The organism is Streptomyces sp. CMB-StM0423 (assembly GCF_002847285.1).
GTDB lineage: Bacteria > Actinomycetota > Actinomycetes > Streptomycetales > Streptomycetaceae > Streptomyces.
Genome location: NZ_CP025407.1, coordinates 3332500 through 3357624, shown reverse-complemented (window position 1 = coordinate 3357624; position 25125 = coordinate 3332500). Strand labels below are relative to the sequence as shown.

30 protein-coding genes are annotated in these 25125 nt (G+C 70.7%); 19 read left to right on the top strand and 11 right to left on the bottom strand.

Annotated elements, in window-relative coordinates:
• Positions 1-2: 2 nt before the first annotated feature.
• Positions 3-2114 (bottom strand): effector-associated constant component EACC1, encoded by a 2112-nt coding sequence (locus CXR04_RS14425; protein WP_101422506.1) that lies wholly within the window; start codon positions 2112-2114, stop codon positions 3-5.
• Positions 2115-2482: 368 nt separating this feature from the next.
• On the opposite strand from CXR04_RS14425, the gene CXR04_RS14420 reads away from it, so the two are divergent.
• Together CXR04_RS14420 and CXR04_RS14415 are read left to right on the top strand one after the other, a co-directional pair.
• Entirely contained in the window at positions 2483-2731 is a 249-nt protein-coding gene (locus tag CXR04_RS14420; RefSeq protein ID WP_101422504.1) for a hypothetical protein, read from the top strand.
• Positions 2732-2788: 57 nt separating this feature from the next.
• Positions 2789-3601, top strand: a complete 813-nt coding sequence (locus CXR04_RS14415; RefSeq protein ID WP_234380222.1) for a DUF5995 family protein — start codon at positions 2789-2791, stop codon at positions 3599-3601.
• A gap of 22 nt (positions 3602-3623) precedes the next feature.
• Here the strand turns inward: CXR04_RS14415 and CXR04_RS14410 are convergent, their stop codons facing one another.
• The 3 genes from CXR04_RS14410 to CXR04_RS14400 all read right to left on the bottom strand — a co-directional run bounded on the left by CXR04_RS14410 (position 3624) and on the right by CXR04_RS14400 (position 5312).
• On the bottom strand, positions 3624-4448 hold the full coding sequence (locus CXR04_RS14410; protein WP_234380221.1) for an SAM-dependent methyltransferase: 825 nt from the start codon (positions 4446-4448) through the stop codon (positions 3624-3626).
• Between the two features lie 73 nt (positions 4449-4521).
• The gene (locus CXR04_RS14405; RefSeq protein ID WP_101422498.1) at positions 4522-4947 is read right to left on the bottom strand and encodes a MerR family transcriptional regulator; all 426 of its coding nucleotides are present in this window, start codon (positions 4945-4947) and stop codon (positions 4522-4524) included.
• Entirely contained in the window at positions 4944-5312 is a 369-nt protein-coding gene (locus tag CXR04_RS14400; RefSeq protein WP_101422496.1) for a hypothetical protein, read from the bottom strand. The genes CXR04_RS14405 and CXR04_RS14400 overlap by 4 nt, the downstream gene beginning before the upstream one ends.
• A 153-nt stretch (positions 5313-5465) precedes the next feature.
• Between CXR04_RS14400 and CXR04_RS14395 the strand changes: the two genes are divergently transcribed.
• Positions 5466-5873 carry a VOC family protein gene (locus tag CXR04_RS14395; protein ID WP_101422494.1) on the top strand — a complete coding sequence of 136 codons (408 nt, stop codon included), beginning with the start codon at positions 5466-5468 and terminating at the stop codon, positions 5871-5873.
• A gap of 36 nt (positions 5874-5909) precedes the next feature.
• Here CXR04_RS14395 and CXR04_RS14390 read toward each other — a convergent pair whose 3' ends face one another.
• Both CXR04_RS14390 and CXR04_RS14385 read right to left on the bottom strand, forming a co-directional pair.
• Positions 5910-6308: a PLD nuclease N-terminal domain-containing protein gene (locus tag CXR04_RS14390; RefSeq protein ID WP_101422492.1), complete on the bottom strand. Its 399-nt coding sequence runs from the start codon at positions 6306-6308 to the stop codon at positions 5910-5912.
• 71 nt (positions 6309-6379) lie between these two features.
• Positions 6380-6769: a PLDc N-terminal domain-containing protein gene (locus tag CXR04_RS14385; RefSeq protein ID WP_442802458.1), complete on the bottom strand. Its 390-nt coding sequence runs from the start codon at positions 6767-6769 to the stop codon at positions 6380-6382.
• 226 nt (positions 6770-6995) lie between these two features.
• On the opposite strand from CXR04_RS14385, the gene CXR04_RS14380 reads away from it, so the two are divergent.
• On the top strand, positions 6996-8441 hold the full coding sequence (locus CXR04_RS14380) for a menaquinone biosynthesis decarboxylase (RefSeq protein ID WP_101422488.1): 1446 nt from the start codon (positions 6996-6998) through the stop codon (positions 8439-8441).
• Entirely contained in the window at positions 8438-9358 is a 921-nt protein-coding gene (mqnP, locus tag CXR04_RS14375) for a menaquinone biosynthesis prenyltransferase MqnP (protein WP_101422486.1), read from the top strand. The genes CXR04_RS14380 and mqnP overlap by 4 nt, the downstream gene beginning before the upstream one ends.
• A 10-nt stretch (positions 9359-9368) precedes the next feature.
• Here the strand turns inward: mqnP and CXR04_RS14370 are convergent, their stop codons facing one another.
• From CXR04_RS14370 to CXR04_RS14360, 3 genes are read right to left on the bottom strand one after another with little or no spacing between them, the layout of a single operon-like run.
• Positions 9369-9587, bottom strand: coding sequence for a type II toxin-antitoxin system RelE family toxin (locus CXR04_RS14370; protein WP_234380220.1), 219 nt, complete (start codon positions 9585-9587; stop codon positions 9369-9371).
• Entirely contained in the window at positions 9584-10210 is a 627-nt protein-coding gene (locus tag CXR04_RS14365; protein ID WP_159072320.1) for a DUF4870 domain-containing protein, read from the bottom strand. The genes CXR04_RS14370 and CXR04_RS14365 overlap by 4 nt, the downstream gene beginning before the upstream one ends.
• A gap of 47 nt (positions 10211-10257) precedes the next feature.
• Complete coding sequence (locus CXR04_RS14360) at positions 10258-10830, bottom strand: rhomboid family intramembrane serine protease (RefSeq protein WP_101422480.1); 573 nt, start codon at positions 10828-10830, stop codon at positions 10258-10260.
• A gap of 222 nt (positions 10831-11052) precedes the next feature.
• Here CXR04_RS14360 and CXR04_RS14355 point away from each other — a divergent pair, with 222 nt between their 5' ends.
• The 8 genes from CXR04_RS14355 (at position 11053) to CXR04_RS34835 (ending at position 17331) form a co-directional block, all read left to right on the top strand.
• Positions 11053-11748 (top strand): UbiX family flavin prenyltransferase, encoded by a 696-nt coding sequence (locus CXR04_RS14355; protein ID WP_199850633.1) that lies wholly within the window; start codon positions 11053-11055, stop codon positions 11746-11748.
• Positions 11749-11835: 87 nt separating this feature from the next.
• Positions 11836-12288, top strand: a complete 453-nt coding sequence (locus CXR04_RS14350) for an Lrp/AsnC family transcriptional regulator (RefSeq protein WP_101422476.1) — start codon at positions 11836-11838, stop codon at positions 12286-12288.
• Positions 12289-12351: 63 nt separating this feature from the next.
• Positions 12352-12969 carry a hypothetical protein gene (locus CXR04_RS14345; protein WP_101422474.1) on the top strand — a complete coding sequence of 206 codons (618 nt, stop codon included), beginning with the start codon at positions 12352-12354 and terminating at the stop codon, positions 12967-12969.
• 7 nt (positions 12970-12976) lie between these two features.
• Positions 12977-13504, top strand: a complete 528-nt coding sequence (locus CXR04_RS14340) for a GNAT family N-acetyltransferase (RefSeq protein WP_101422473.1) — start codon at positions 12977-12979, stop codon at positions 13502-13504.
• 116 nt (positions 13505-13620) lie between these two features.
• A complete protein-coding gene (locus CXR04_RS14335; protein ID WP_101422471.1) occupies positions 13621-13932 on the top strand; it encodes a DUF4229 domain-containing protein in 312 nt (103 codons plus the stop codon).
• A gap of 336 nt (positions 13933-14268) precedes the next feature.
• Entirely contained in the window at positions 14269-15630 is a 1362-nt protein-coding gene (locus CXR04_RS14330) for a dicarboxylate/amino acid:cation symporter (protein ID WP_101422470.1), read from the top strand.
• Positions 15631-15819: 189 nt separating this feature from the next.
• Positions 15820-16737 (top strand): phosphotransferase enzyme family protein, encoded by a 918-nt coding sequence (locus tag CXR04_RS14325; RefSeq protein WP_101422468.1) that lies wholly within the window; start codon positions 15820-15822, stop codon positions 16735-16737.
• 45 nt (positions 16738-16782) lie between these two features.
• On the top strand, positions 16783-17331 hold the full coding sequence (locus tag CXR04_RS34835; RefSeq protein ID WP_159072319.1) for a hypothetical protein: 549 nt from the start codon (positions 16783-16785) through the stop codon (positions 17329-17331).
• A gap of 41 nt (positions 17332-17372) precedes the next feature.
• Here CXR04_RS34835 and CXR04_RS14320 read toward each other — a convergent pair whose 3' ends face one another.
• A complete protein-coding gene (locus CXR04_RS14320) occupies positions 17373-18737 on the bottom strand; it encodes a sporulation protein (protein WP_101422466.1) in 1365 nt (454 codons plus the stop codon).
• Positions 18738-18938: 201 nt separating this feature from the next.
• On the opposite strand from CXR04_RS14320, the gene CXR04_RS14315 reads away from it, so the two are divergent.
• Together CXR04_RS14315 and CXR04_RS14310 are read left to right on the top strand one after the other, a co-directional pair.
• Positions 18939-19493 (top strand): ATP-binding protein, encoded by a 555-nt coding sequence (locus tag CXR04_RS14315; RefSeq protein ID WP_101422464.1) that lies wholly within the window; start codon positions 18939-18941, stop codon positions 19491-19493.
• A 319-nt stretch (positions 19494-19812) separates the two neighbouring features.
• Positions 19813-20109 carry a hypothetical protein gene (locus CXR04_RS14310; RefSeq protein WP_442802376.1) on the top strand — a complete coding sequence of 99 codons (297 nt, stop codon included), beginning with the start codon at positions 19813-19815 and terminating at the stop codon, positions 20107-20109.
• Positions 20110-20516: 407 nt separating this feature from the next.
• On the opposite strand, the gene CXR04_RS14305 is transcribed toward CXR04_RS14310, so the two are convergent.
• Positions 20517-21296: a GntR family transcriptional regulator gene (locus tag CXR04_RS14305; protein ID WP_101422460.1), complete on the bottom strand. Its 780-nt coding sequence runs from the start codon at positions 21294-21296 to the stop codon at positions 20517-20519.
• 171 nt (positions 21297-21467) lie between these two features.
• On the opposite strand from CXR04_RS14305, the gene CXR04_RS14300 reads away from it, so the two are divergent.
• From CXR04_RS14300 to CXR04_RS14285, 4 genes are all read left to right on the top strand, one after another.
• On the top strand, positions 21468-21812 hold the full coding sequence (locus CXR04_RS14300) for an SCO3933 family regulatory protein (protein WP_101422458.1): 345 nt from the start codon (positions 21468-21470) through the stop codon (positions 21810-21812).
• Complete coding sequence (locus CXR04_RS14295) at positions 21809-23110, top strand: FtsK/SpoIIIE domain-containing protein (protein ID WP_101422456.1); 1302 nt, start codon at positions 21809-21811, stop codon at positions 23108-23110. Before CXR04_RS14300 ends, CXR04_RS14295 begins: the two co-directional genes overlap by 4 nt.
• On the top strand, positions 23107-23304 hold the full coding sequence (locus CXR04_RS14290) for a hypothetical protein (protein ID WP_101422454.1): 198 nt from the start codon (positions 23107-23109) through the stop codon (positions 23302-23304). The genes CXR04_RS14295 and CXR04_RS14290 overlap by 4 nt, the downstream gene beginning before the upstream one ends.
• Positions 23305-23575: 271 nt before the next feature.
• Positions 23576-24973 (top strand): replication initiator, encoded by a 1398-nt coding sequence (locus CXR04_RS14285; RefSeq protein ID WP_199850632.1) that lies wholly within the window; start codon positions 23576-23578, stop codon positions 24971-24973.
• The last annotated feature ends 152 nt before the right edge of the window (positions 24974-25125 follow it).

The following is a 25125-nucleotide window of genomic DNA, read 5'->3' as shown; positions in this document are numbered from 1 at the left end:
CGTCAGGACAGGTCCACGCTCAGTTTGTAGAACCTGGTCGTCTGGTTCTTCGTGTTGGCGTTGTTGTCGCTGACCAGGTAGAGGGCGCGGCGGCCGTCCGGCAGATGCTCGCCCAGGGCCATGCCCTCGATGTTGTCCAGCAGGGGATTGAGCTGAGGCTGCTTGTGAGGTGCGCCGGCGGTGGGGCAGTTCACCAGATTGGCCAGCGGCTTCTTCTCCACCCAGGAGTCCTCGGTGATGCCGGAGAGCGACTTCGTCCCGCTGATGTCCGGCTTCTTCGCCAGCGACAGCAGGAACAGGTGCACCGAATTGCCCTCCGGCATGTAGCCGCGTTCCAGGGCGAGCAGCCGGTCGCCGCTCAGGGCGATCAGCTCGGTGAGGAAGAGCCCGTATTCGGTCTGGTACGCGTACTGCCGGGGCTTCTTGCCGAACTCTCCGCCCGGAGAACGGGTGTAGCGCAGGATCCGTACCTGGCTGCGGCCCGCCGACTCGCCGTCGATGTGCAGGGGGCCCTCCATACCCGCGTACAACTGGGTGCGGTCCTCGCTCAGGCTCAGGGATTCCAGCCGCCGTGCGGGGCTGGAGTCCTCGAAGCCCTCCGGCAGGGCGATCTCTCCGTTCTGCATCCCGTCGCCGAGTCGGTACGACCGGATCGACGGCCCCGCCTCCGAGCTGATCAGGACGTTCTTCCCGTCCACCGCCATCCCCTCGCCGTCGATGTCGGCGGCGGAGAGCTTGTCGTCCCGGGGGTGCAGGATCGTGGCGTCTCCGACCGCGGGGACGAGCCGCGCGTCGTCGAGGGTGAGGGAGTGGAGGCGGGGAGGGCGGTTGTCCCCCAGCGCCAGGATAGTGCGGTCCCCGGTGACGGCGAGGGCCGAAAGCCCCTGCACCGGCGTGGGTTCCGCGACGGTGTCCAGGGCGTCGGAGTAGCCCAGCAGACCGACCTGTTCCGAGCAGGGGCCGGTCGTGCCGGTGCCGGAGGAGCCCTTCCAGACCCCCACGCCGGTGATCACGGCGAGGGCGACCGCCACGGCCGTGAGGGCCCTGGAGTACCGGCGCGGCCAGGAGAGGTGCGCGGTGCCCGGCTTGGCCCGGAGGTTCCGGACGAAGGGCCGGCTGCCGACCGAGTGCGGGTCCAAGGTGTGGGGCTCGGGGCCGCCTTGGCCGGGAACGATCCGGCGCAGTTCGGCGGCGATGTCGTTCGGCGTCAGGAAGTCCTGGTGGTTGCCGATGCCGGCCCGGACCGTTTCGACCAGGGCCTGGGTGAATGCGGTGAGACCGGTGCCGGTGGTGCCGACCGCGTCGCCGCCGGGGGGCGAGGCCGCCAGTACGTAGATGTCGCGCAACTCGGCGGCTTCGACCTCCCTTCGTACGGCATCGAAGGCGACACTCCCCTGGCAGCAGTCCAGGATGACGATCGTCCGGGACGGCGGGTCGGGGGCGGCGCCGAGCCGGCGGAGCAGGTCGGTGAACGGGACCGCGGTGCCCGGGACGTCGTCCTCGCGGCTGTCGGGCAGGGCCAGATGGAGCGCGCCGTCGTGGGTCAGGCCGTGGCCCGCCCAGTAGACGACCAGGCAGTCCGACGCCTGCCGCGCGGCGTGGGCCACCGGGTCCAGGAGCTGCTCGCGGTTCTGCGGCCGGACGAGCCGGCACCGACCGGTCGGCAGGCCCCAGATCCGGGAGTCGCCCAGTACGTCCCGCAGCTCCAGGCAGCCGCGGTCCACGGCCGGCAGGGGCCGGAGGCCGCTCTCGGGGACGTGGTCGGCGACACCGATCAGCACGGCGTACGAGAGGTGGGGCAGCGGCAGCCGGGGGCGCAGGGCCGCGTCGGTCGTCTGGGGGTTGGCGAGGGCCTGCGGGGAGAGCCGTACGGTGTGCTCGTCCTGCCGCACCTCCAGGGTCGAACTCACCGGCCGCGAGGCCCGCCAGGCGGACAGCGCCAGGACCAGGTTGGCGAGGTCGAAGGAGCTTCCGGTGACGAACTCGATGGCCTCCAGGGTGAGTCCCATGGAGGGGGTCAGCGGGATGGCCGGGTCGTCCTCCAGATGTCTGCGTAAGGAGCGCAGCTCCTCCTCGCCCTCCGGCCCGCCCTGTGCCGTGATCGTGATGTGCATGGGATCTCCCTGCCGGCCGGCGGTCGTTCACTCCCTGACCGGTACCGTAGCGCCGCTGGGTGACAGGGTGTACTGGACCGGTCACACAGATGGCGGTGGGCGGGGGAGGCCGACCCGATCAGGCGAGGTGTCCGTCACCCGTGCGGGACCCCGGACGCCGGCGGTGGTGGCGGGCCCGGCCGGAAGGGCGGAGGGCTGGCGCTGAAGGGGGTGAACTCAGACACCGAGCGCGGAGTTCTGGCGGCCGGAGTACGTACGCCGCGAGATCCTGCGCCGAGCAGATCCGCCGCCTCCACCGGCACGGCAGGCCCGTCGTCATCACCGAGTTCGGCTGCTGCGCCTACCGGGGCGCCGACGACAAGGGCGGCATGGGCTTCGACGCCATCGACCTCGAAACCGGCCGGATCGTGGGCGACCCGGTCCGCGACGAGCAGGTCCAGGCGGACTACGTGGACGAACTGCTCGGCATCTACGAGACCGAGGGCGTCCACGGCGCCTTCGTCTACGCGCCCGGGGCGGACCGCCGCACCGGCTGCCGCGCCCACCGCGCCGAGAACTCCGACGGCCTGATCAAGACGGCGCCGCCGACGGGCGAGTACCGGAAGGGGTGCCGCTGATCGGCCGGGCCCCCTCCCCGGCGGGCGGTGATAGGACGGTTCACGGCTGGACGAGGCGTGCGGAGAGGGGAGTGGGTCGCGGTGGCGGAGAACATCGACGAGGTCGTGGACGGACTGGCGGGGATCGTACGGGACGCCCGGCGGGACGGTGACCGGGCAGGGTACTTCGCGGCGCTGTACCGGCAGGTGACGGTCGAGGTCCGCGGGGCCATCCACGAGGGGCGGTTCGACGACGGGGCCCGGATGGACCGCTTCGACACGTTCTTCGGCAACCGCTACTTCGAGGCGTACGACGCCTGGCGCCGCGACCGCGGCGGACCGCGCTGCTGGCGCGAGACGTTCGGGCTGCTGGACGACGACCGCACGGTCATCGTCCAGCACCTGATCCTCGGGGTGAACGCGCACATCAACCTCGACCTCGCGGTCGCGGCCGCGCGGACCTCCCCGGGCGAGGACATCCGGTCGCTCCGGCGCGACTTCCTCCTGATCAACGACATCCTCGCGAGCGTGGTCCTGGCCGTGGAGGACTCGGTCGGCGCGCTGTCGCCGCTGCTGTCGCTGCTGGACACGATCGGCGCGCGTACGGACGAGCAGATCCTCGACTTCAGCGTCCGCCGGTCCCGCGAGGAGGCGTGGCACAACGCTGTCCTCCTCGCCGGCCAGAACGAGGAGCAGCGCGCCGCCACGATCGACCGCCTCGACGTCCGCGCCGCCGTGCTGGCCCGCCTGATCGCCCGCCCGGGCGGCCTCGTCCAGCCGGCCCTGCAACTGATCCGCAGCACGGAGAGCGACGACGTACCGGCGAACATCGCCCACCTGGACCGGGCCATGGAGCGGCCGGCAACGGCACCGGCGGAGACGGCGCGTTGACCGCGGCGTCCGGGCCCGGGGGTCAGACCTTGCGGGCCAGGGCGCCGAACTGCGGTACCTCCGGGAGCCCGGCGGTGCCGGCGGTGCCGGCGGTGCCGCCCGGGGACGGGCGCCAGTGGGTGCAGGAGACCAGGCCGGGGGACAGGGGGTCCAGGTCGTCGAGGAAGCTCGCGACCTCGGTCCGGTTGCGGGCGGTGATCGGCGGGGTGGCGTTCTCGTTCCAGAAGCGCATCGCCGCCGCGTTGCCCTCGCCGCCCAGTTCCACCGTGGGGTGGGTGAGTACGAGGTAGCTGCCGGGCGGTACGGCCCCCATCAGCCGGCGTACGACCCGGCGCGCCTCGCCGGTGTCCAGGACGAAGTTGAGGATGCCCAGCATCATGACCGCCATCGGCTGCCCGAAGTCCAGGGTGCGCTCGGCGCCGAGCAGGATCGCCTCGGGGTCGTGGGCGTCGGCGGCGACGTACGCGGTGGCGCCTTCGCGGCTGCCGGTGAGCAGGGCGCGGGCGTGGGTGAGGACGAGGGGGTCGTTGTCGACGTAGACGATCCGGGCCGCCGGCGCCATCCGCTGGGCCACCTCGTGGGTGTTCTCCGCGGTCGGCAGCCCGGTGCCGACGTCGAGGAACTGCCGTATCCCCGCCTCGCCCGCGAGGTACCGCACCGCGCGCCCCAGGAACTCCCGGTCGGCGCGGGCCACGTCGCGTATCACCGGGAACAGGCCCGCCACGTGATCGCCCACCTGCCGGTCCACGGCGTAGTTGTCCCTGCCGCCGAGCCAGTGGTTCCACACCCGCGCGTTGTGCGCCACGGAGGCGTCCACCGGCCCGACCGACTTCCGACCCGCGCCCATCATCCGCCCTTCGCCGCCCGAACCTGCCGCCCCATTGTGCGCGGCGCGGACCCGGGCGCCATGCCGGGGCGCGTCAGCGGTCCGGGGCGGGGGCGGGGAAGGGGAGGGGGCAGCGGGGGGAGGAGGCGCAGGCGGCGAGGTCGTCGCAGCCCGCTTCGACGGCGGCGGCGAGTGCCGTACGGACCGTGGTCAGGTCGGCGATCCTCGCGTCGACCTCCGCGAGCTTCGCCGCCGCCCGGTCCCCGAGCCCGGCGGCGGTCCCGCCGCGGCGGCGGCGCCCGGCGGCCAGCAGGTCGGCGACCTCGGCCAGCGTGAACCCGAGCCGCTGGGCCGCCTTGATCACGCGGAGCGCGGTCACCGCGTCCTCGCCGTACAGCCGGTGGCCGCCGTTGCTGCGCGCGGGCGCGGGGAGCAGGCCGCGGCGCTCGTAGTAGCGCAGCGTCTGTACGTGCACGCCGGCCGCGGCGGCGACCTGCCCGCTGCGCAGGGTCCCGCTCACCGCGCCGCTGCCGCGGCGATCCGCGCGGCGAGGGCGTCGAGGACGGCCGCGTGCGCCGGGTCCACGTCGATGTCCAGCCACAGCCGGCCGGCCGTACGGTCCTGGTGGCGGCCGGTGGCGCGGCGGGTGTCGGTGCCGGTCGTGAAGGTGAAGAACGAGCAGCAGCCGCTCTCCCGCGCCGCCAACTCCCGTACCCGCTCCCCGACTCCGGGACCGTCCGCCAGCACCAGCCGCAGCCGCAGCGGCCCCGGCCGGGACAGCGAGACCGGCCCGGCCGCGAACAGCGCGTCCCACTCGGCCACCCGCAGGGGCCGCTCCGCGGTGGGCAGCGTGCAGGACCGCGGCACCCACGCAAGGTCACTCATGGCGCTCACTCCCGTCGTCGCGTCCCCGCGGGCGGGGACGCTCCCGACGGTAAACCTGTACCCGGGTACCGGTTGCAAGCGCGGACGACCGATGAGTCCGCGGCACGCGGTCCGTCTGCAGAGGTAAGGAAACCGATCCGAGGAGGACACCCGATGCTCGCCGCCCCCGTCACCGTCGCCCTGCCGACCGCGGACCGCCGCGAGGCCCACCGCTTCTACCGCGAAGGACTGGGTCTCGAAGCCATCGGCGAACTCGCCGAGGACGGGGTGCCGGAGCCGCTGCAGTTCGCCGTGACCGACGGCCTGCGCATCATGCTCGTCCCGACCGGCGGCTTCGGCTGGATCACCGGCGACCACGAGGTCGCCCCCCGCGGCCACAGCGAGTGCGTCCTCAGCGTCTCCGCCGGCACCGAGGCCGACGTGGACGCCCTGGTCGGCCGCGCCCGCACGGCGGGCGCGCAGATCGTCGCGGAGCCGGCCAAGCAGCCCTGGGGCTACACCGGCACCTTCGCCGACCCGGATGGCCACCTGTGGATGATCACCACCGGGAGCTGGGACTGACGCCGGCTCGCCCTTCGGGCGCGGGGGAGGCGGGGATCACTTCTTGCGCGGGTCGCCGTCCCGCTTGGCGTCGCCTTCGCCCTCGTCGTCCCCGTCATCCCCGTCGTCCGCTTCGTCGCTCTTGCCCTCGTCGCCCTTCGCGTTCTCGTCGCCGAGCTTCTTCAGGAACTCCGGGTTGTCGTCCGGCGCCACCCACGTCGAGCGCCGCCCCCGGCCGGTGCCGCCGCCCCCGCCCGAGCCGCCGGCCGGCGGGCGGCGGCGATTGCGGCCGGCTATCAGCCAGCCGATCGAACCCAGCAGCGGGAACAGGACGATGAGGATGATCCAGGCGATCTTGGGGAGGTGCTTGGCGTCTTCCTTCCTCGTGGTCGCGCAGTCGAGCAGCGCGTAGATCACCACGCCGAGGAGGACGAACAACGGCAGGTAGCGGAGCACGCGGCAAACCCCCTGAATGTCGCGGGGCTACGGCCTCGGCCCCCGCTGCGTCTCCGCGTCAGGTTAACGTCTCAGCGCCGGTCCTCGTCGGGTCCCTGGCGTCCTTCCGGACCTTCCTCGTCCCGCTCGCGGCCGCGCTCGTCCTCCGGCTCCTGCCGCGGCTCCTCGCGAGGCTCCCCGCGGGGCTCGTCCTTCCGCCGGTCCTCGCCCAGCGAGCGGAGGAAGTCCGGATTGTCGTCGGGCGCCACCCAGCCGCCCCGCCCCGGCCGGCGCCCGCCGCCGCCCGCGCCCTCGCCGGCGATCACCGGGCGGCCCCGCGGCCGGCCGCCGATGAACCACGCCAGCGGGCCGAAGAGCACCGAGCCGAAGAGCACGATGATCGCCACCCAGACCAGCTTGGGCAGGTTCCGTACGTCCTTCTCCGGGGTGTTCAGACAGTCGATGAACGCATAGATCCACACCGCCAGGACCAGGAGAAACGGCAGATACCTGAGCATGTGGGGCCCTTCGACGTGCGGTGCAGCGGCGGTGCGGCGGTCCCCCGCGCCGGGTTCGGTGCGGCTCCCGTACGGATCCCGCGGTCCGTCCAGGGTAATCCGTGCCGGGGACACCCCCGCGACCCCGCCCGCGCCCCGCCCCGTACCCCCTTCGCGGATCGCGCCCGGCGCCTGGCGGATACTGGGGCGCATGGCTTACGACGATCTCCGCTCGCTGCTGCGGGCTCTGGAGCGCGACGGCGACCTCAAGCGCATCAAGGCCGAGGTCGATCCGTACCTCGAAGTCGGCGAGATCACCGACCGCGTGAACAAGGGCGGCGGACCCGCGCTGCTCTTCGAGAACGTCAAGGGCTCCGCCATGCCGCTGGCGATGAACGTCTACGGCACCGACCGCCGGCTCCTCAAAGCCCTCGGCCTCGGCTCGTACGCGGAGATCGGCGAGCGCATCGGCGGGCTGCTCAAGCCCGAACTGCCGCAGGGCTTCACGGGCGTACGCGAGGCGTTCGGCAAGCTCGGCACCATGGCGCACGTACCGCCGCGGAAGGCGAAGGACGGGCCGGTCCAGGAGGTCGTGCTCACCGGCGACGACGTCGACCTCGACACGATCCCCGCGCTCTTCACCTGGCCCCAGGACGGCGGGTCCTTCTACAACCTGGGCCTCACCCACACCAAGGACCCCGAGACCGGCGTGCGCAACCTCGGCCTCTACCGCCTCCAGCGCCACGACCGCCGCACCATCGGCATGCACTGGCAGATCCACAAGGACAGCCGCAACCACTACCAGGTCGCCGCCCGCCGCGGCGAGAAGCTGCCGGTGGCCATCGCCTTCGGCTGCCCGCCTGCCGTGACGTACGCGGCGACCGCGCCGCTGCCCGGCGACATGGACGAGTACATGCTCGCCGGCTTCATCGGCGGCAAGCGCGTCGAGATGGTCGACTGCAAGACCGTGCCGCTCCAGGTCCCCGCGCACGCCGAGGTGGTGCTCGAAGGCTGGCTGGAGCCCGGCAAGGAGCTGCCGGAGGGCCCGTTCGGCGACCACACCGGCTTCTACACCCCGCAGGAGCCGTTCCCCGCGCTGACCATCGACGCGGTCACGATGCGCCGCCGCCCGCTGCTGCAGTCCATCGTCGTCGGCCGCCCGCCGACCGAGGACGGGCCGCTGGGCCGGGCCACCGAGCGGTTCTTCCTGCCGCTGCTGAAGGTGATCGTGCCGGACATCGTGGACTACCACCTGCCGGAGGCGGGCGGCTTCCACAACTGCGCGATCGTCTCGATCGACAAGAAGTACCCGAAGCACGCGCAGAAGGTCATGTCCGCGATCTGGGGCGCGCACATGATGTCGCTGACCAAGCTGATCATCGTGGTCGACGCCGACTGCGACGTGCACGACCTCCAGGAGGTCGCCTGGCGGGCGCTGGGCAACACCGACTACTCCCGCGACCTGTCCGTCGTCGAGGGCCCGGTCGACCACCTCGACCACGCCTCGTACCAGCAGTTCTGGGGCGGCAAGGCGGGCATCGACGCCACCGCGAAGCTGCCCGAGGAGGGCTACACGCGCGGCTGGCCGGAGATGGTCGTCTCCGATCCGGACACGGCGGCGAAGGTCGACGCCCGGTGGCGGGAGTACGGCCTGTGACGGCCGCGGGGAGCGTCGTCGGCCCGGGCCCCGCCCGGTCGGGCAGCGGCGTACGGGCCTTTCTGCGGCTGGTGATGATCGAGCACTCGATCTTCGCGCTGCCGTTCGCGTACATCGCCGCGCTGACGGCCATGCTGGTCGACGGCGACGGGGCGATCGAGTGGGGGACACTGCTGCTCGTCACGGTCGCGATGGTGGCGCTGCGGACGTTCGCGATGGCCGCGAACCGGATCATCGACCGCGAGATCGACGGCCGCAACCCGCGCACCGCCCACCGCGAACTGGTCACCGGCGCGGTCTCCGTACGCTCGGCGTGGACGGGCGCGCTGATCGCGCTGGCGATCTTCTTGGGCGCCGCGGCACTGCTGAACCCGCTGTGCCTGGTGCTGGCGCCGGTCGCGGCGGTGCCGATGGTGGTCTATCCGTACGGCAAGCGATTCACGACGTACCCGCACGCGATCCTCGGCCTCGCCCAGGCGATCGGCCCGATCGGCGCGTGGCTGGCGGTCACGGGGGAGTGGTCGTGGCCCGCGGTGCTGCTGGGGCTCGCGGTGGGCGTGTGGATCGGCGGCTTCGACCTGATCTACGCCTGCCAGGACGTCGACACCGACCGCGCCCAGGGCATCCGCTCGGTCCCGGCCCGCTTCGGCATCGCGGGCGCGCTGTACGGGGCGCGGGTGGCGCACGTCGTGACGATGGCGCTGTTCGTCTGGTACGCCCTGGCGACGGACGCGGGCGCGCTGTTCTGGGTCGGCCTGGCGGTGGTGGCGGGCGTGTTCGCGTACGAGCACAGCATCGTCCGCCCGGACGACCTGAGCCGCCTGAACCGCGCGTTCTTCACCCTCAACGGCGTGATCGGCATCATCCTCTTCTGCTGCGCCGCAGCAGACCTCTTCGTCCGCGACCTGAGCCTCTGACCCGCCGGGGTCATGCCGCCCAACGGCCGGCGTGGAGTACCAGCACGGTGACCATGCCGTCGTCGATCCGGTAGATCGCCCGGTAGCGGCCGACCCGCAGGCGGCGCTTGCCGGTGCCCCACGGAGCCGAGTTCTTCGGGCGCTGCTCCGTGGCGAGCGCGTCGATGCCGTCGATGAGCGCGCGCAGCCCGGCGGGGTCGCCATCGAGGAAAACGGCGGCCGCGTTCACGGCATCGGTCTCCCAGAGGGCTTGGTGAACGGGAGCGCGACCGCCCGCGGGTACGACCACAGCACACCGTTCTTGGCCCGCCTGCAGCCGACGATCGCGAAGGCGAAGGACGTCGCCAGGTGCACCCCCCACGCCGCCATCGGCACCGCCGGCACCCACTCCGGCCAGCCCTGTTCCTCAGCCAGGTAAATGCTCCCGCCCGTCAGCGCGCCGAAGACGACGACCGCGACGATCTGGGTGATGCCCCAGTTCAGGCCCTCGGTGCCGTGGTGGCGGACGAACGGGTCCCCGGACTTGCCGCGGATGTTCAGCGGCCCGATCCAGGCGATCAGGAAGCCGATGCAGCAGGCGCCGGTACCGGCGATGAAGATGAGCAGCGCGGACAGGTGCGCCCACATCGCCGAGTCGGGCGGCGGCTTGCCGGGCGGGCCGTGCGGGTAGAGCTGCGGCGGGTACGGGACGGCGGGGCCCGGGTGTGGGTAGTGGGCGGGGGCGCCCTGTGGTGCGTACGGCGTCGGGGCACCCGGCGGTGCGTACGGCGGCAAAAGCGGTGGCTGCTGTCCGGCCGGGTCTCCGGGCGGCTGTGCGGCCGCCCGGTCGTCGCTGGGGTCCTGCTCGGGCATACGTCCCATCCCCCGGGTGATCGTCCGTTCCGCTTCGGACACAGACCCTAGCCCGCCCGAAGCGCGCCCCTTCTGCGGTCGCTGAAGTAGAAGGCCGCCAGGACGCCGCCCAGGAGGCCGAAGAGGTGGGCCTGCCAGGAGATCGACTGCTCCAGGACCTGGTCCGTCGGCAGCGCGCCCCACACCATCGAGCCGTAGACCAGGGCGACCACGATGCCGATCAGCACGTCGGACATCCGCCGGTCGACGAAGCCGCGCACCGCCACGTAGCCGAAGAGGCCGAAGACGACCCCGGACGCGCCCGCCGTGGCCGTGCCCGCGGGCGAGACCAGCCACACCCCGAGCCCGCTCACCAGCATGATCACCGCGACCACGCCCACGAACCGCCCGATCCCCCGCATCGCCGCTATGAAGCCCAGCACCAGCAGCGGCCCCGTGTTCGCCGACAGGTGGTCCCAGCCGAAGTGCATGAACGACGCCGGGATCACGTCACGCAGCTCGCCGAAGTCCCGCGGCGTGATCGCGTACGTGTCCAGCTTGTTGCCGCCGGCCTGGTCGACCGCCTCCAGCACCCACAGCAGCGCCACCCACGCGAGCATCACCAGCGCGGCGCGCTTCACGTATATTCGCCCGCGCGGCGGCCGAGCCGCCCGTGCGGGCCGCGCGGCGGGGGTGCCGCGCCCGTAAGGTTCGTACATCACCCGAGCCCCCTTCGGACCAGTGTGTCCTCCCTGAGGGAAACGCAGGCGGCCTGCGCCGCGGTTCCCGGTGCCGGATAGGCTCGCCGGGTGGAGCCGCCGCACCAGACGCCGTACGAGGACCCGGACGGGCCGCCGTCCGAGGTGCCGCACGCCGAGCCGCACGCCGGGCAGCCGGGCCGCGACCGGCGCCGGCCCTGGGTCGTCGGCGTCTCCGGCGCCTCCGGCACCCCGTACGCCGCCGCCGTGCTGCGCGCGCTGCTGCAGGCCGGGGAGGCCGTCGACCTCGTCGTCAGCAGGGCCGCGCGGCTGACGCTGCTGGACGAGACGGGCGGCCCGTTCCGCGACGCGCACTGGCGCGACGACCTGCGGCGCTGGCTCGCCGTCGGCGCCGACGGCAGCCCGGACGCCTTCGACCCGGCGATGGACCTGTCCGGCGTACGGCACTGGGCGGCCGGCGATCTGGCGGCCGGCCCCTCCTCCGGTTCGTACGCCGCGAAGGGCATGATCGTCGTCCCGGCGTCGACCGCCGCGGTGGCCGGCATCGCGCTCGGGCTCTCCAAGGACCTCCTCCAGCGCGCGGCGAGCGTGACGCTGAAGGAGGGCCGGCCGCTCGTCGTCGTCGTACGGGAGACGCCGCTGCCCGGGCCGACGCTGCGGCAGATGGTCGCCCTGGACGAGGCGGGCGCCGTGGTCCTCCCGGCCGCACCCGCCTTCTACGCCGGGGCCACCGGCATCCAGGACCTCGTGGACTTCGTCGCCGGCCGCGCCCTCGACGCCGCGGGCGTGGCGCACAAGCTCTATCGCAGATGGGAAGGGGAGCTGGGGCGCTCCCGCTGACACAGCACGCAGCAGACCGCACGCAGCACACGCACGCAGCAGAAAGCCGGCAGCCGGCACAGCAGCACGGAAGGCTTGAGATCGCACATGGACGCCGTCGACAGGCAGCTCATCCAGGCCCTGCGGGAGAACGGCCGGGCCTCGTACGCCGAGCTGGGCCGGCTCGTGGGGCTCTCCGGACCCAGCGTCACGGACCGGATCAACCGCCTGGAGGCCGCCGGGGTGATCACCGGCTACCGCGCCACCGTCGACGCCGCCCTGCTGGGCCGGGGCGTCACCGCGCTCGTCGGGATCTCGCTCTCCGAGGCGGTGGACCACGACGACGTCGCGGACCGGCTGCGCGACCTGCCGGAGATCGAGGACTGCTTCTTCATCGCCGGGGCGGACTCCTTCATGCTCAAGGTGCGGGCGCCGGACGTGGACGGGCTGGGGAAGACGGTCCGGCGGATGTCGCGGATCACGGGCGTCTCGCACACGGCGACGACAGTGGTGCTGTCCACGATGTGGGAGAGCAGGGTGGGCGAGATCGCGGAGGAGTAGGCCGCGTAGGCTCGGATACGCGCAGATGCGCAGGAACGTGACTTACGGGCTGGGAGGCGGCGCGTGGACGCAGGGCTCAGGCGCGAGCTGGCGGAGAAGGCGCGCGCGGGCGCACGGCTGAGCCGGGCGGACGGTGTCGCGCTGTACGGGAGCGGTGACCTGGCCTGGCTGGGCGGGCTCGCGCACGAGGCGCGGATGCGGCGGCACGGGGAGCGCGGCTACTTCGCGGCGGCCTCGGACCCCGCGGAGCCGGTGGCGGAGGTCCCGTACGGGGAGGAGGACCCCGCGCAGACCGTCGACGCGCTCCTGGCGCTCCGCGAACGGCAGGACGCCGGCGCCGGCCTGCTGGCCGTCGTGCCGCTGGCGGCGGGGCGGGTCACGGGCGCGGTGGCGCTGAAGACGTTCGCGTTGGCGCGGCTGCTGCTGGACAACGTGCCGCACGTGCGGGCCGCGTGGACCGCGTACGGCACGCAGACGGCGCAGCTCGCGCTCCAGCACGGCGCCGACGACTTCGCCCCGGCCCCGGGTGCGGCCGAGACCCTCCCGGCCGCGGAACTCGTCGGGCTGATCCAGGACGCGGGCCTGCACCCGGTCGAGCGCGACGCGCGCTACGCCGCCGTCCGCGAGCACGCAGGACCGGACCCGGAGCGGCGCGAGGCGCCGCAGCCGATGCGCTTCTGAGGCCGTCATGACCCTGCACTACGAGCTGGACCCGGCGGTCACCCCTGCCCTGCGTGACGGCATATGCACGCTCTGGGCCGACGTCAGCAACGCGGGCGGCGCGGTGGGCTTCGTACCGCCGGTGACGCCCGCGGACATCCGCCCGGAGCTGGTCAGGCACCTCGCGGCCATGGCGGAGGGCCGCACCCACCTGATCGCCGCCCTCGACGGGGCCGGCCGCCCCGCTGCCACCGCCTTTCTGACGCTCAACACCCACCGCCTGATGCGGCATTGGTGCTGGCTGTACACCGTGATGGTCCACCCCGACCGGCAGGGCACGGGCGAGGGCCGCCGCCTCATGGCCGCCGCGGCGGACGCGGCACGCGGCCTGCCGGGGATGCGGGGGATCCGGCTGACGTGCCGGGGCGGGACGGGGGTCGACACGTTCTACGCGTCCTGCGGCTACAAGGAGGTCGGCCGCGTACCCGACGCGATACGGGTCGCGGACGACGACTACCGCGACGACATCACGATGTGGCTGCCGCTGCATACTTGAGTACGACCCGCACGCGCACGCCGCGCATGCGCGCGCAGCACCACCCCGCACGGAGCACCACCGCACGCAGCACCACCCTGACCGACGGAGCAGAGAGCAGAGAGAAGTTGTCAGCCGTGACCCCCAAACCGAACCCCGCCGTCCGCTACACCGCCATGCGCCTCGGCGTCTTCGCCGCGTCGTTCGTGATCCTGGCCGTCATGGTCCGGGTCGGCGCGCTCCCGGCGGGCCTGGGCGACTCGAACTACCTGTGGGTCATGCTGCTGTCGATCGTCGTCTCCGCGCCGCTGAGCTTCATCCTGCTGCGCCGGCAGCGGGACGAGATGTCGGAGCAGATCGTGGGCCGGGTGCAGAAGTCGAAGGAGCGGCTGGCGGCGAACCGCAGCCGCGAGGACGAGGCGGACGACGAGGCGCGCGGCACCGCGTAGGGGCGCGGCGCGGGAGGACCGCGCAGGGGGACGTGAGGGGCGTCACCGTCACCCCCAAAGCCGCACTATGGGAATGTCAAAGCAGGAGTGTTAGTCTTCTCGTCATGACGACGACGGTGCCTGCGCTACGCATGCCTACGAGCCCTCTGCTCGTGGCGCGCCTGCACGTCGATCTCTGCCGCTGCCTGTCCGCGGCATGTCAGAGCCGCTAGTCCCCGCGCTCTGACCCGGTCACGCACCACATTCCCCAAGTAGCAGACGCGCGCCCGTCGTCCCGGTCCCGGCACCACCGTGCCCGGACGAGGCGGCCCGGTGCGCCCAGTCACGGAGACGCCCGTGTCCACATCCACCCCCGCCCCCACCGCGCAGCCGCGCAGCGGCTTCCGGATACCCAAGGTGCCCTTCTGGGCCCAGATCCTCGCCGGCCTCGTCCTCGGCGTGCTCCTCGGCTGGGCCGCCCGTACCGGCGACGTCGCCTGGCTGAAGGACACCCTGGACCAGATCGGCACCATCTTCGTCCAACTGCTCAAGCTGGCGGTCGCCCCGCTGGTGTTCTTCGCCATCCTGGTGTCGATCACCAACCTGCGGAACGTCAACAACGCCGCCCGCCTCGCGACCCGTACCCTGCTGTGGTTCTTCGCCACCTCGCTGATCGCGGTCGCCATCGGCCTGGCCATCGGCCTGCTCACCAACCCCGGCTCCGGCACCGACCTGTCCCCGAAGGACGGCGCGGCCCCCGAGGACAGCGGCTCGTGGATCGACTTCCTCACCGGGATCATCCCGACGGACGTCATCACGCCCTTCACCGAACTGAACGTGCTGCAGATCGTCTTCATGGCCGCGGCCCTCGGCGTCGCCGCCCTGAAGCTCGGCGAGAAGGCCCAGCCGATCATCGCGTTCAGCGAAACGATTCTGGAGCTGCTGCAGAAGGCGCTGTGGTGGGTCATCCGCCTCGCCCCCCTCGGCACCGTGGGCCTCATCGGCTTCGCGATCGCCGACTACGGCTGGAACCTGATCAGCAAGTACGCGACTTTCACCGCCGACGTCTACATCGGCTGCGCCCTGGTCCTCTTCGGCGTCTACCCGCTCCTGCTGGCCACGGTCGCCAAGGTCAACCCCCTGCAGTTCTTCCGCGGCGCCTGGCCGGCGATCCAGCTCGCCTTCGTCTCCCGCTCCTCGGTCGGCACGATGCCGGTCACCAAGAAGGTTACCGAACGCCTCGGCGTCCCCAAGGAGTACACCTCCTTCGCGGTCCCCTTCGGCGCGACGACGAAGATGGACGGCTGCGCCGCGATCTACCCGGCCCTGGCGGCCATCTTCATCGCCGAGATCTTCGACGTCAGCCTGGGCATCCAGGACTACATCCTGATCGCCTTCGTCTCGGTCATCGGCTCCGCCGCCACCGCGGGCCTCACGGGCGCCACCATCATGACCACCCTGACCCTCTCCACCCTGGGCCTCCCCCTGGAGGGCGTGGGCCTGCTGCTGGCGATCGACCCGATCCTGGACATGGTCCGCACGGCGACGAACGTTGCTGGACAATCAGTATGCACGTTGATAGTCGCCGCGCAGGAGGGAATCCTCGACCGCGACAAGTACAACTCGGCAACGAGCTTCGACATCAACGACGTTGACATCGACTCGCTGGACTCGCTCGACTCCGACGACCGGAAGGTGCCGGTCACAGCCGCCGTCTGACGCTCCGCTCGCCGGCACGTGGTGCCCGTACTCCCCGCATGGCTGGGGGTGCGGGCACCACGTATGTGCGGCCTCGTCAGGGATGCCTCCGGGTGGGTACGGTCTGAGTCGTGTCCGGCGCGCGTCGGGTTGGTCACCCGCAGTGCGTGCGTCGGTGGATCGCGCACGACTAGGGGAGCTGGTTCCGGCATGGCGTCTGACGCTGCTCGGTCATCGGAAGAGGGGTTCACGTCGGAACGGGCGGCGCGGGTGATGGCCGCCGCGTGCCGGTCCGCCGGGCTGAGCGACACGGGCGCGGAGTTGATCCGCTTCGGCGAGAACGCCTTGTTCCGTCTGGCCTCGACCCCGGTCGTCGTCAGGATCGCCCGCGGCCCGGAGTGGCTGTCGACGGCGCGCAAGGAGGTGGGGGTGTCGCGCTGGCTGGAGGGCGAGGGGTTCCCGGCTGCCCGGGTGCTCGAAGACGTGGACCAGCCGCTCTCGATCGACGGCCACCCGGTCACCTTCTGGCACCTGATCGAAGAGGGCGACCGCAAGGCAACCTACGGCGAACTGGGCGCGGCCCTACGCGGCATCCACTCCCTGACGCTCCCCGCCGGCCTGGAGCTGCCGCCCTTCGAGCCCTTCGACAAGTGGGAGCTGCGCCTTGAGATGGCGCCGATCCCGGAAGACGACAAGGCGTTCCTGCGGAAGAGGCAGCGGGAGCTACAGGACAAGTACGCGGAGCTGACCTTCGAGACACCCAAGGGCCCGGTCCACGGGGACGCCCACGTCCAGAACCTCATGGTGAACAAGCAAGGCGAAGTGATCGTCATAGACTTTGAGGGCTTCTGCTTCGATCACCCGGAGTGGGACCTGATGGTCACGGCGGTAGAACACCACAGCATCGGCTGGCAAACGGACGACCAGTACGCAGACTTCGTGTCCGCGTACGGCCGAGATCTTTACGAGTGGCACGGCTACCCGACACTACGCGGAATCCAAGAGTTCGGCATGACGACATGGCTCATGCAGAACGTCAAGGAGAGCGCTAGCGTGGCGGACGAATATAGGCGTCGAGTCTCATCGCTACGTGATGATGATGCTCCGCGATATTGGCGTCCTTGGTAAAAACCTATCTCGCTGACAAGTGAGTGAAGTAGAAGGTGATCCTTTATGGACCCAGGTCTCGCGGCCGTTCTAGGTGCTGTGGTCGGTGCTTTAGGCACAGGTGGTGCTGGCATAATTGCGGCGATTTTCTCTCGATCTCAGGCGCATGAGCAGTTGCGTGCTGAGCATGCGAGAGCGGCAAGGGAGCCGCGCAAGGTCGCCTATGCTTCATACATCGAAGATCATTGGAAGCAGTATGGGCGATTATGCGATGCGAGGAAATACCTAGCAGTTTGGAGGGATGAAGGGGACGAGGGCGAATCTCATTGGCGGCAACGGGCAGGTGAAGCATATGATGCCTATATAGGCGATAGTCGCAATTATCGACACGCGCAGGCGCAAGTGTACATGGAGGGTCCTCCGTCAGTTATAAGCGCGACTGTGGATCTAAGCGGTAAGCTGGTGGAATTCGCCGATGTGGTCTATTCCTTAGCATTTGAGGATACTCCACAGTTCAGTTGGGAGGATCTCGATGAAGCGCGGAATGCTTCATACTCCGCCTATTTAGATTTCCTGTACTGTTCGTCGGATGCGCTAGCAGAGGACGGAATCTAACCGTCAGGCTTTTCGGTGAACTGGAGAGGCGCCAGACTTAGTTACTCGGCGTCCAACCTGGAGAGAGCGGTGCGAACCCTCTCATTGAACTCCGCGACAGTGCGGTTGTTGGTATGGGTGTTGACGTCGCGCTGGAAGTCGTTGATGTAGCGCTGGAAGCGGGCTGATTGGAGAGAGTCGCCTGCGTCTACGGCCAGGCTCGCGGTTGCGACGGCTGCCTCAAGTTCGCCGTTGATGAGTTGGCTCTTGGCCAGGACCATGCGGCAGAAGCCGAGGGTGCGGGCGTACTTGGGGTCAGTGTCGTCTACGGCGCGTTGGGCGTGTTCGATGGCTTCGCGGCGTTGCTTGAGGTCGCGGAAGCAGTGGCAGAACTCGCCCATCAACTCGGCGGAGTCGAAGTAGCCCAGCCACTCGGGGTCTTCGGCGGTGTCGGCTCGTTCGAAGTAGCGCTCCGCTTCGTTCATCGCGCGGCCGGCTCCGATGGCATCTCCGGCGTTGGAGCAGGCGCGGGCTTCCATGGCGGCGAACAGGGCCATGGCGCGGGGAGTGGACTTGCCTCTTCCGCCCTCGACGGCGGCGCGGCCTAACTGGATGGCCTGGGCGTGGTTGCCGAGGTAGTTCGCTTGGTGGCTGAGGTTGGACAGGATGCGGGCGCCGAACATGCGGTCGGCGGTTACCTGGGTGAGGCGGAGGGTGCCGGTCAGGTAGCGGTGCGAGAGGCGGTGGTTGCCGGTGTCGTAGGCGGTCCAGGCGAGGAGTTGGGAGATCTCTGCGGCGGCGCTGAAGAGCGCGGTGCCTACCTTCTCGCTGTAGCTGGCGCTGAGTAGGGGGAGGACTTCGTGGCGGAAGTAGTGGCGTAACGCCTTGTGGCCGTGGCCGCCGCCGTAGAGGAAGTCCAGTTGCATGAACATGTCCGCGGCGGTGCGGACGGCGCGTACGTCGCGCATGCCGACGCGCTGGGATGCCGGGCGGTCCGGCTGGAGACCGTCAGGGCGGGAGACCATCCACGACAGGACGGCTGCACTGGTATCGGAATCGGGCACGATGAGCTTGCTGGGGGAGTCGGCCCGTTCCTCGGTGGTCTCTTCGAGCATCGCCAGTGCGTCGGCGAATGTCTCGGGGTAGCCCGATGTCGGCGGTGCTGCTGCTTCGTACGGGTCCGGGAAGCCGAGATCCCTGGGGGTGAGCCGCCGTCGGAGCTTGTTACTCAGGACGTGTGCCATGGTGGCCGCCGTCTTCGGCTGGATACCGGCGCCATCGCGCCAGCGCTGCACGGCGATGTGTGTCGTGCCGAGGTTGTCCCCGCGCTGCGCTGCGTGGTCTCGCATGCGCTTGGCCAGGCCCTTGTTCGAGACGCTGGCCTCGTTCATGACGGCGATCAACTGCGCGTTCGGCTCTCGGTTCATGCTCCCCTGCCCTAACCCGAGAATGACGGCAAGTCGTGATGTTGTCACAGATCGTAGGGCGGTGGGGGTTCATCGGTGAACCCCCTCTCTGGTCCCGGTGTTCACGTGAACCCCCGGTGAACGCTCCCGAATTGACTGCCGGGGCCGTTCACTGGGCGGTGTTCGAGGAACTGAGAAGATCGCGGATAACCGGAGGACGCCATGGAGCGCGGGCCGATTGGTCGGATCGATGAGGTTCCATCGGCGGCTGCCGAGCGTGCTGCGGCCTTTGCCCCGCCGGTGGAGCAGTTCCGGGGGCTCACCCTGCACGCCGAGGCATCCGATTCGCTGCGCGCGGCGCGGAAGCTGGTCACGTCGGCGCTGGACGACTGGGGTCTGTCCTGGCTTGCTGATGACGCGGAGCTGGTGATCGGGGAGCTGGTCGGGAACGTCGTCAATCACGCTGTTCCCGACGCGCGTCGTGCGCGGCCCGGCGGCTCCCGGCGTATCGACGTCACGCTGCGGAAGTGGCCCTCGGTGCTGCTCGTCGGGGTGGCTGACGAAGACTCCGAGCCGCCGTGTGTTCCGGGTGGTGAGCTGTTCTCGCCGGAGTTGGCGGGTGACTTCGTGGAGGTCTTGTTGCCGACTCACGGCCGTGGCCTGTCGATCGTCCAGCAGTTGTCGGACGCGCTGTGGTGGGTGCCGGAGGCTGAGGGCGGTAAGACCGTGTGCTGCCGGTTCGACCTCGACGGCAAGCCCCGCGGCAACGCGCTGTAGTCGCCGGTCCGTCGTCCATGGACGCCCTTCCCAGCGATCGGGAGGAGGACGGCGGACCGGTCTGGCCGGGGACTGACCCTCTCCGGCCAGGGGTGCGGCTCTCAGGCGTCCGCTGGCTCCCAACGCGGAAACGGGGCCGCACCCCACCAACTTCAGACCGAGACCGGGCCACCCAACAGCCCTAGGAAGCGAAGGGTGGCCCGGCTGGGGACGCGACGGTCCCCGGTGCCAGATGGTACCGGGGCCGTCGCTCTGCGTTTTTGCCCTGGGCCAAGGAAGTTGACGATCCGTTACATAGATCGGGACAGAGGTGGATCACGTGTCCGGAGCTGGTGAGGACAGGCTGAACGACGGGTTGGACGTCTTCGCGCTCGATGCCGGCCTGTGGAACTCCAGCGTCGATTACGTGGCGGGCTGGCGTGAGGCGGCACGGGCCGCGGACCGGCTGAACCGGGCGTTGCTGGCTGCCGGGGTGGAACTGTCCCGGGTGCGTGCCGTGGCCGACGCCAACCAGGACGGCCGCGGTGTGGTGCGCCTGGCAGGGTGGCCGGCCGCTGTGGAACAGCTCGCCGTGCTCCTGGAGGACGCGGCCGGTGACGTGGGCGGTGCGTCGTGATGCGGTCCGGTGGTCGGGTGTCCCGTAGCTGTGTGCGTCGTCGGCTGGAGAGGGTTTGGGCGGTAGCTGCCATGGGGCGAGAGAGCAGGGGGCCTTACGCTGGCCGGGCGAATCGGGCAGGTACCTGGCCTGCCCGTTGTTGTGCCCGATTGGCCCCCTGCTCTTCGAGGCTCGCCCCATGGGAGCTGCCTAAAGCCTCGGAAGCTGACGACCCCCAGCCCTGCGTACTCCGGCCGAAGCCAGCCGGTCAACTTCCCGCGTCCTGGTGTGTGCTGTGGTGTGGGGCGCTGGCCGTCCGGCCGGGACCGGCGGGCACGCCGCACGCCCGGCCGGGGCGGCACGGGCGCCCGGCGCGCCGCAGGCGCGCCCTTGAGGAAGTAGAGAAAGTTTCGACCGATCCTCGGCCCTCATGCGCGGCTGGCGCGGGCGGCCTGTTTGTCGGCGGTGATCCGGTAGGCGAGTTGGGCGCGGTCCGCTCCGGTGCGGAGTTCTTCGAGGAGCAGGGGCCGGTCGTCGGTGCCGTGCGTGACGCGGGCGAGGTGCATGACCGGTGTGGCGTCGGGGAGTTGCAGGGCGGTCCGCTCGTCGGGCAGCGGCATGCGGGCGCGTACCGTCTCGGACCACCACAGCGTGTGTCCGGCCTCGGTGAGCAGTGCGTAGATCGCGTCCGGCTCGCGGTCCGGCGCCTCGGCGAGCGTGTCGACCCTCTCGGCGACTTCGAACGGGATGGTCGTGCGGTGCAGGGCGCGGGTGCCGGTGGCCGGGTCGGTGAGCAGGCGGTCGCAGACGAAGATCGCTTCTTCCGCGTCCAGTCCGAGGAGTGCGCCGGTGGCCTGGGTGGTGTGGGAGCGGTAGACGGCGGGCGCTTCGGTGGTGGTCCACTCGATGCCGTCCGCCGAGGTGAACTGTCCGCCGCGGCTGCGAGTGACGCGCCGGTTGATGGTGAGTGCGGGGGTTCCGGTGGTGCGGACGAAGCTGCCTTTGCCGTGGCGGACTTCGATGAGTCCTTCGGCGCGCAGGGCGGCGATGGCGTTGCGGACGGTGGGGCGGGAGACCTGGTAGCGGGCGATGAGCTGGGTCTCGGAGGGCAGTGGTGCGCCGGCGGTGAACTCGCCGGACAGGATCGCTTCGCGGATGGCGGCGGCGACCTGCTGGTAGAGGGCTCCGGGGCGCTGGATCTCGCTCATCTCGGCACCTTCGTCTTCTCGTCGTCGTAGGCACGTCGCACGCGCGACATCACTCGTCAGAATAAGTAGTTGCTTCCGTGCTGTACAGCTCCCCATACTCATAACTCGTCAGGACAAGTGACGTCAGGCAGAAGGGTTTGGCGTCCTCAACAGGCCAGGGAGGCCGAAGCAATGCAGTCCATACCTGTGGACACCGGGCGGCTGGGCGTACTGCGGTGCGCCATCGCCCCTGAAGCGAAGATCGTCAATCCCGACACCAAGGAGGTCAGGAAGGACAAGGACGGCAACACCGTCTACACCGTGGCCGTCACGGTCAGGCAAGACGCCCGCCGCATCTCGGTGATCGAGATCGCGGTGGCCGGTGAGCCGAAGGGGATCGAAGAAGGGCAGGTCCTCAAGGTCACCGGACTGACCGCGTTCGCCTGGCAGATGGGCGACCGGCACGGCATCAGCTTCCGCGCCGACACCATCACCCCCGCATCCGGCCCGCCGGTCAAGGGCGGTGAGGCGCGATGAACTGGATCCTGATCGCGTTAGCCGCCGCGGTGCTGGCCTGGGTGCTGGTCATCGGCAACCTGCTCAAGCGGCACCGCCCGGCCTGGCACTGGTACCTCATCGGCTACCCGGTCACAGCCTGCCGGGTTCTCGTCACCTGGCGCCGCGTCGCCATTCTCACCGACCTGGCCGTCTCCCATCGCCCGCCCCGCGGGCTCCTCGGCGACCTGATCGTCAAGGGCGAGGCACTGCGCCCGGCACCGCCGCGAATCTCCTTCCCGCGGGCAACCCGCCTGGGCCTCGCGGTGACGGTGCGGCTCCACCCCGGGCAGACACCGGCCGTGTTCACGGCGGCGGCGGATGCGCTGGCGCACGCCTGGAAGGTCCACGCGGTCCGCGTCACCTCCCCCCGGCGCGGACACGTACTGCTGACCGCAACCGCCACCGACCCCCTCGCGCGGCCGGGCCTGGTCACGGCCAAGCCCCGGCTGCTCACCGCGGTCCTCGGCGCGCTGGAAAGCGGCGGCGCGTGGCTGATGGACTTCCTCCTGGTGCCGCACTGGCTCATCGCCGGCGCCACCCGATCCGGCAAATCCACCCTCCTCGCCCGTCTGGTCGCCCAGCTCGCACCCCAACCCGTCGCCCTCGTCGGCATCGACTGCAAAGGCGGCATGGAACTGGGCCTGTTCACCGACAGGTTGAGCGCACTGGCCACCTCCCGCCGCGAAGCGGTGGCCGTCCTCGGCGCGCTGGTGGTCGAGACACAGGACCGGATGAGCATCTGCCGTGAGGCGGGCGTCCGCTCGATCTGGGAGCTGCCGGGCAAGCAACGGCCCGTTCCCGTCGTCGTCCTCGTCGACGAGTTGGCAGAGCTGTATCTCTCGGACGGCACCCGGCCCAGCAAGGCGGAGACGGAGCAGTGCTCCACCTACCTGCTGCGCCTGGCCCAGCTCGGCGCCGCGCTCGGCGTCCACCTGGTCATCGCCGGCCAACGGATCGGCTCCGACCTCGGCCCCGGCGCCACCGCACTACGCGCCCAACTCAACGGCCGGATCTGCCACCGCGTCAACGACCCCGGCACCGCCGAAATGGCCCTCGGCGACCTCAACAAAGACGCCGTGACCGTCGCCCAGACCATCACCCCCGACGAACAAGGCGTCGCCGTCTGCGCCGGCCCGGACGGCGGCTGGAACCGCGCCCGCTCACAGCTCACCACGACCGAGGAAGCCACCACCACGGCGGCGAAGCACGCGCACGTGACGCCCGTGCTGCCCGCACTCGACCGCGCCCTTGAGGCGCTGAAGGGAGACGAGTCATGACCAGCGCGGGAACGGCCGTCTCGCTGGTGGTCCTCTTCGGGATCATCACCTTCCTCCTCGTCCGCTCCCGGGACGTACGCGCCTGGGAAGCGACCTGCATCGCCCTGTTCGGCATCTACCTCGGACAGACCCCCGTGATCCACACGGTCGACGGCTTCATGACCTGGATCACCACCGGCTTCGCCCACTTCTAGGAGGGCCACCCCCCATGCCTATGCCTCGTGTCAGGTGCCCGCACTGCAAGGGAGAAGGCGCACGCACCACCTGGACCGGCCGGCGGCGACGCTGCCGCGTCTGCCGGGGTGCCGGAACCATCCGCTGAACCCAACCAGCCAATCGATCAACGAAGAGGAGCAACGACATGAACGACAGCGCGCCATTCCCCGCCAACTCGGCCGCTACCGCGGCCCACCCCGGAAGGTCACCACCATCACACCCGACAACACCCGGGCTGACAGGCGCGCCGTGCTCGACGTGGCGGCGCGCCTGCGCCAGCTCTCCGACGCAGACCGCGACGCGATACGCCTCGCCCAAGACCCCAAGTTCCCCCGATGGCTCCAGCAGATCACCGCCACCGGCGGCTGCGCCCACCCCATCCACCTCACCGGCTCAACCACCACACGCGACACGACGACCGGCGAGATCCTGCACCACTACGACACCCGCAAGGAACCCGGCGAACGCCTCCTCATCCGCTGCCGCAACCGCCGCGCCACTGTCTGCCCGCCCTGCTCCCGCCTCCACGCAGGCGACACCTACCACCTCGTCCGCGCCGGCCTCCTCGGCGGCAAGAACACCCCCACCACCGTTCGCGACCGACCCCGACTCTTCCTCACCCTCACCGCACCGTCCTTCGGCGCCGTCCACAGAACCGGCGAACGCTGCCGCCCTCGGCGTGAGCGCGGCGAGTGTGAGCATGGCCGTCCGCTGAGCTGCGGATCCGTTCACGACCCGGCAGACTCCCTCATCGGCCAACCCCTCTGCCCTGGCTGCTATGACTACACGGCACACGTGCTCTGGCACGCACACGCGGGCAAGCTCTGGGACCGCTTCGTCCGCGCCGTCCGGCGCCAACTCGCCACGACGGCCGGACTGGCACAGTCCCGCTTCCCGGAGCACGCACGACTCTCCTTCGCCCGGGTAGCCGAGTACCAGCGACGCGCCGCCGTCCACGTCCACGCCGTCGTACGGCTCGACGGCCCTGCCGGACCGGACGACGAACCTCCTGCATGGGGCAGTACAGAACGGCTCATTGAGGCTGTGCGCACGGCGGCACAGCGGATCACGGTCGGTACTCCGTACAGCCCCGCCGTGGGCGAGCTGGTGCTGCGCTGGGGCGCCGAGGTGGACGCCCGGCCCCTGCGTGCGGACCTCGACGGACCGCCTGACGACGCCGTAGCCGCCTACGTCGCCAAGTACGTCACCAAAGGCGCAAGCGCCACCGGTGCCGGCACCGACTACCGGCTCACCACCCTGGACGACATCGACGCGGCCCGCGTCAGCAAGCACGTCCGCACCCTCATGCGCACCTGCTGGCGCTTCGGCGACCTGCCGGAGTACGCATCGCTACGCCTGCACGCATGGGCCCACACCCTCGGCTACCGCGGCCACATCCTCACCAAGTCCCGGGCCTACTCGACGACCTACGCGGCCCTGCGTGCCGAACGGGCCCGGCACGAACGTGGCGACGGCACCGGCGACCACGCCCGCGTCTCGGACGCGGTGACCGACGTCCAATGGCGCTACGCCGATTCCGGCCACACGCCTGGCGCGACCCTTATCGCGGCCGGCGTCGCTGGGGACCTTGCCACCAACCGCGAGATCGCTCGTGAAGCGATTCGCGAAGGGGATGGGCGCCCTTGACCGATCCCGCCCCCTCATCGCCTCCGGAGTGGATCGCACGGATCCTTGCGCGCTGGGTTCCTCCGGAGGATTACGACGATCGCCTGTCCGCGGTCGTGGACGAATACGCCGCGGACAGTCGTCATCCGGGGTGTGAGGCTATGCCTCCGGAT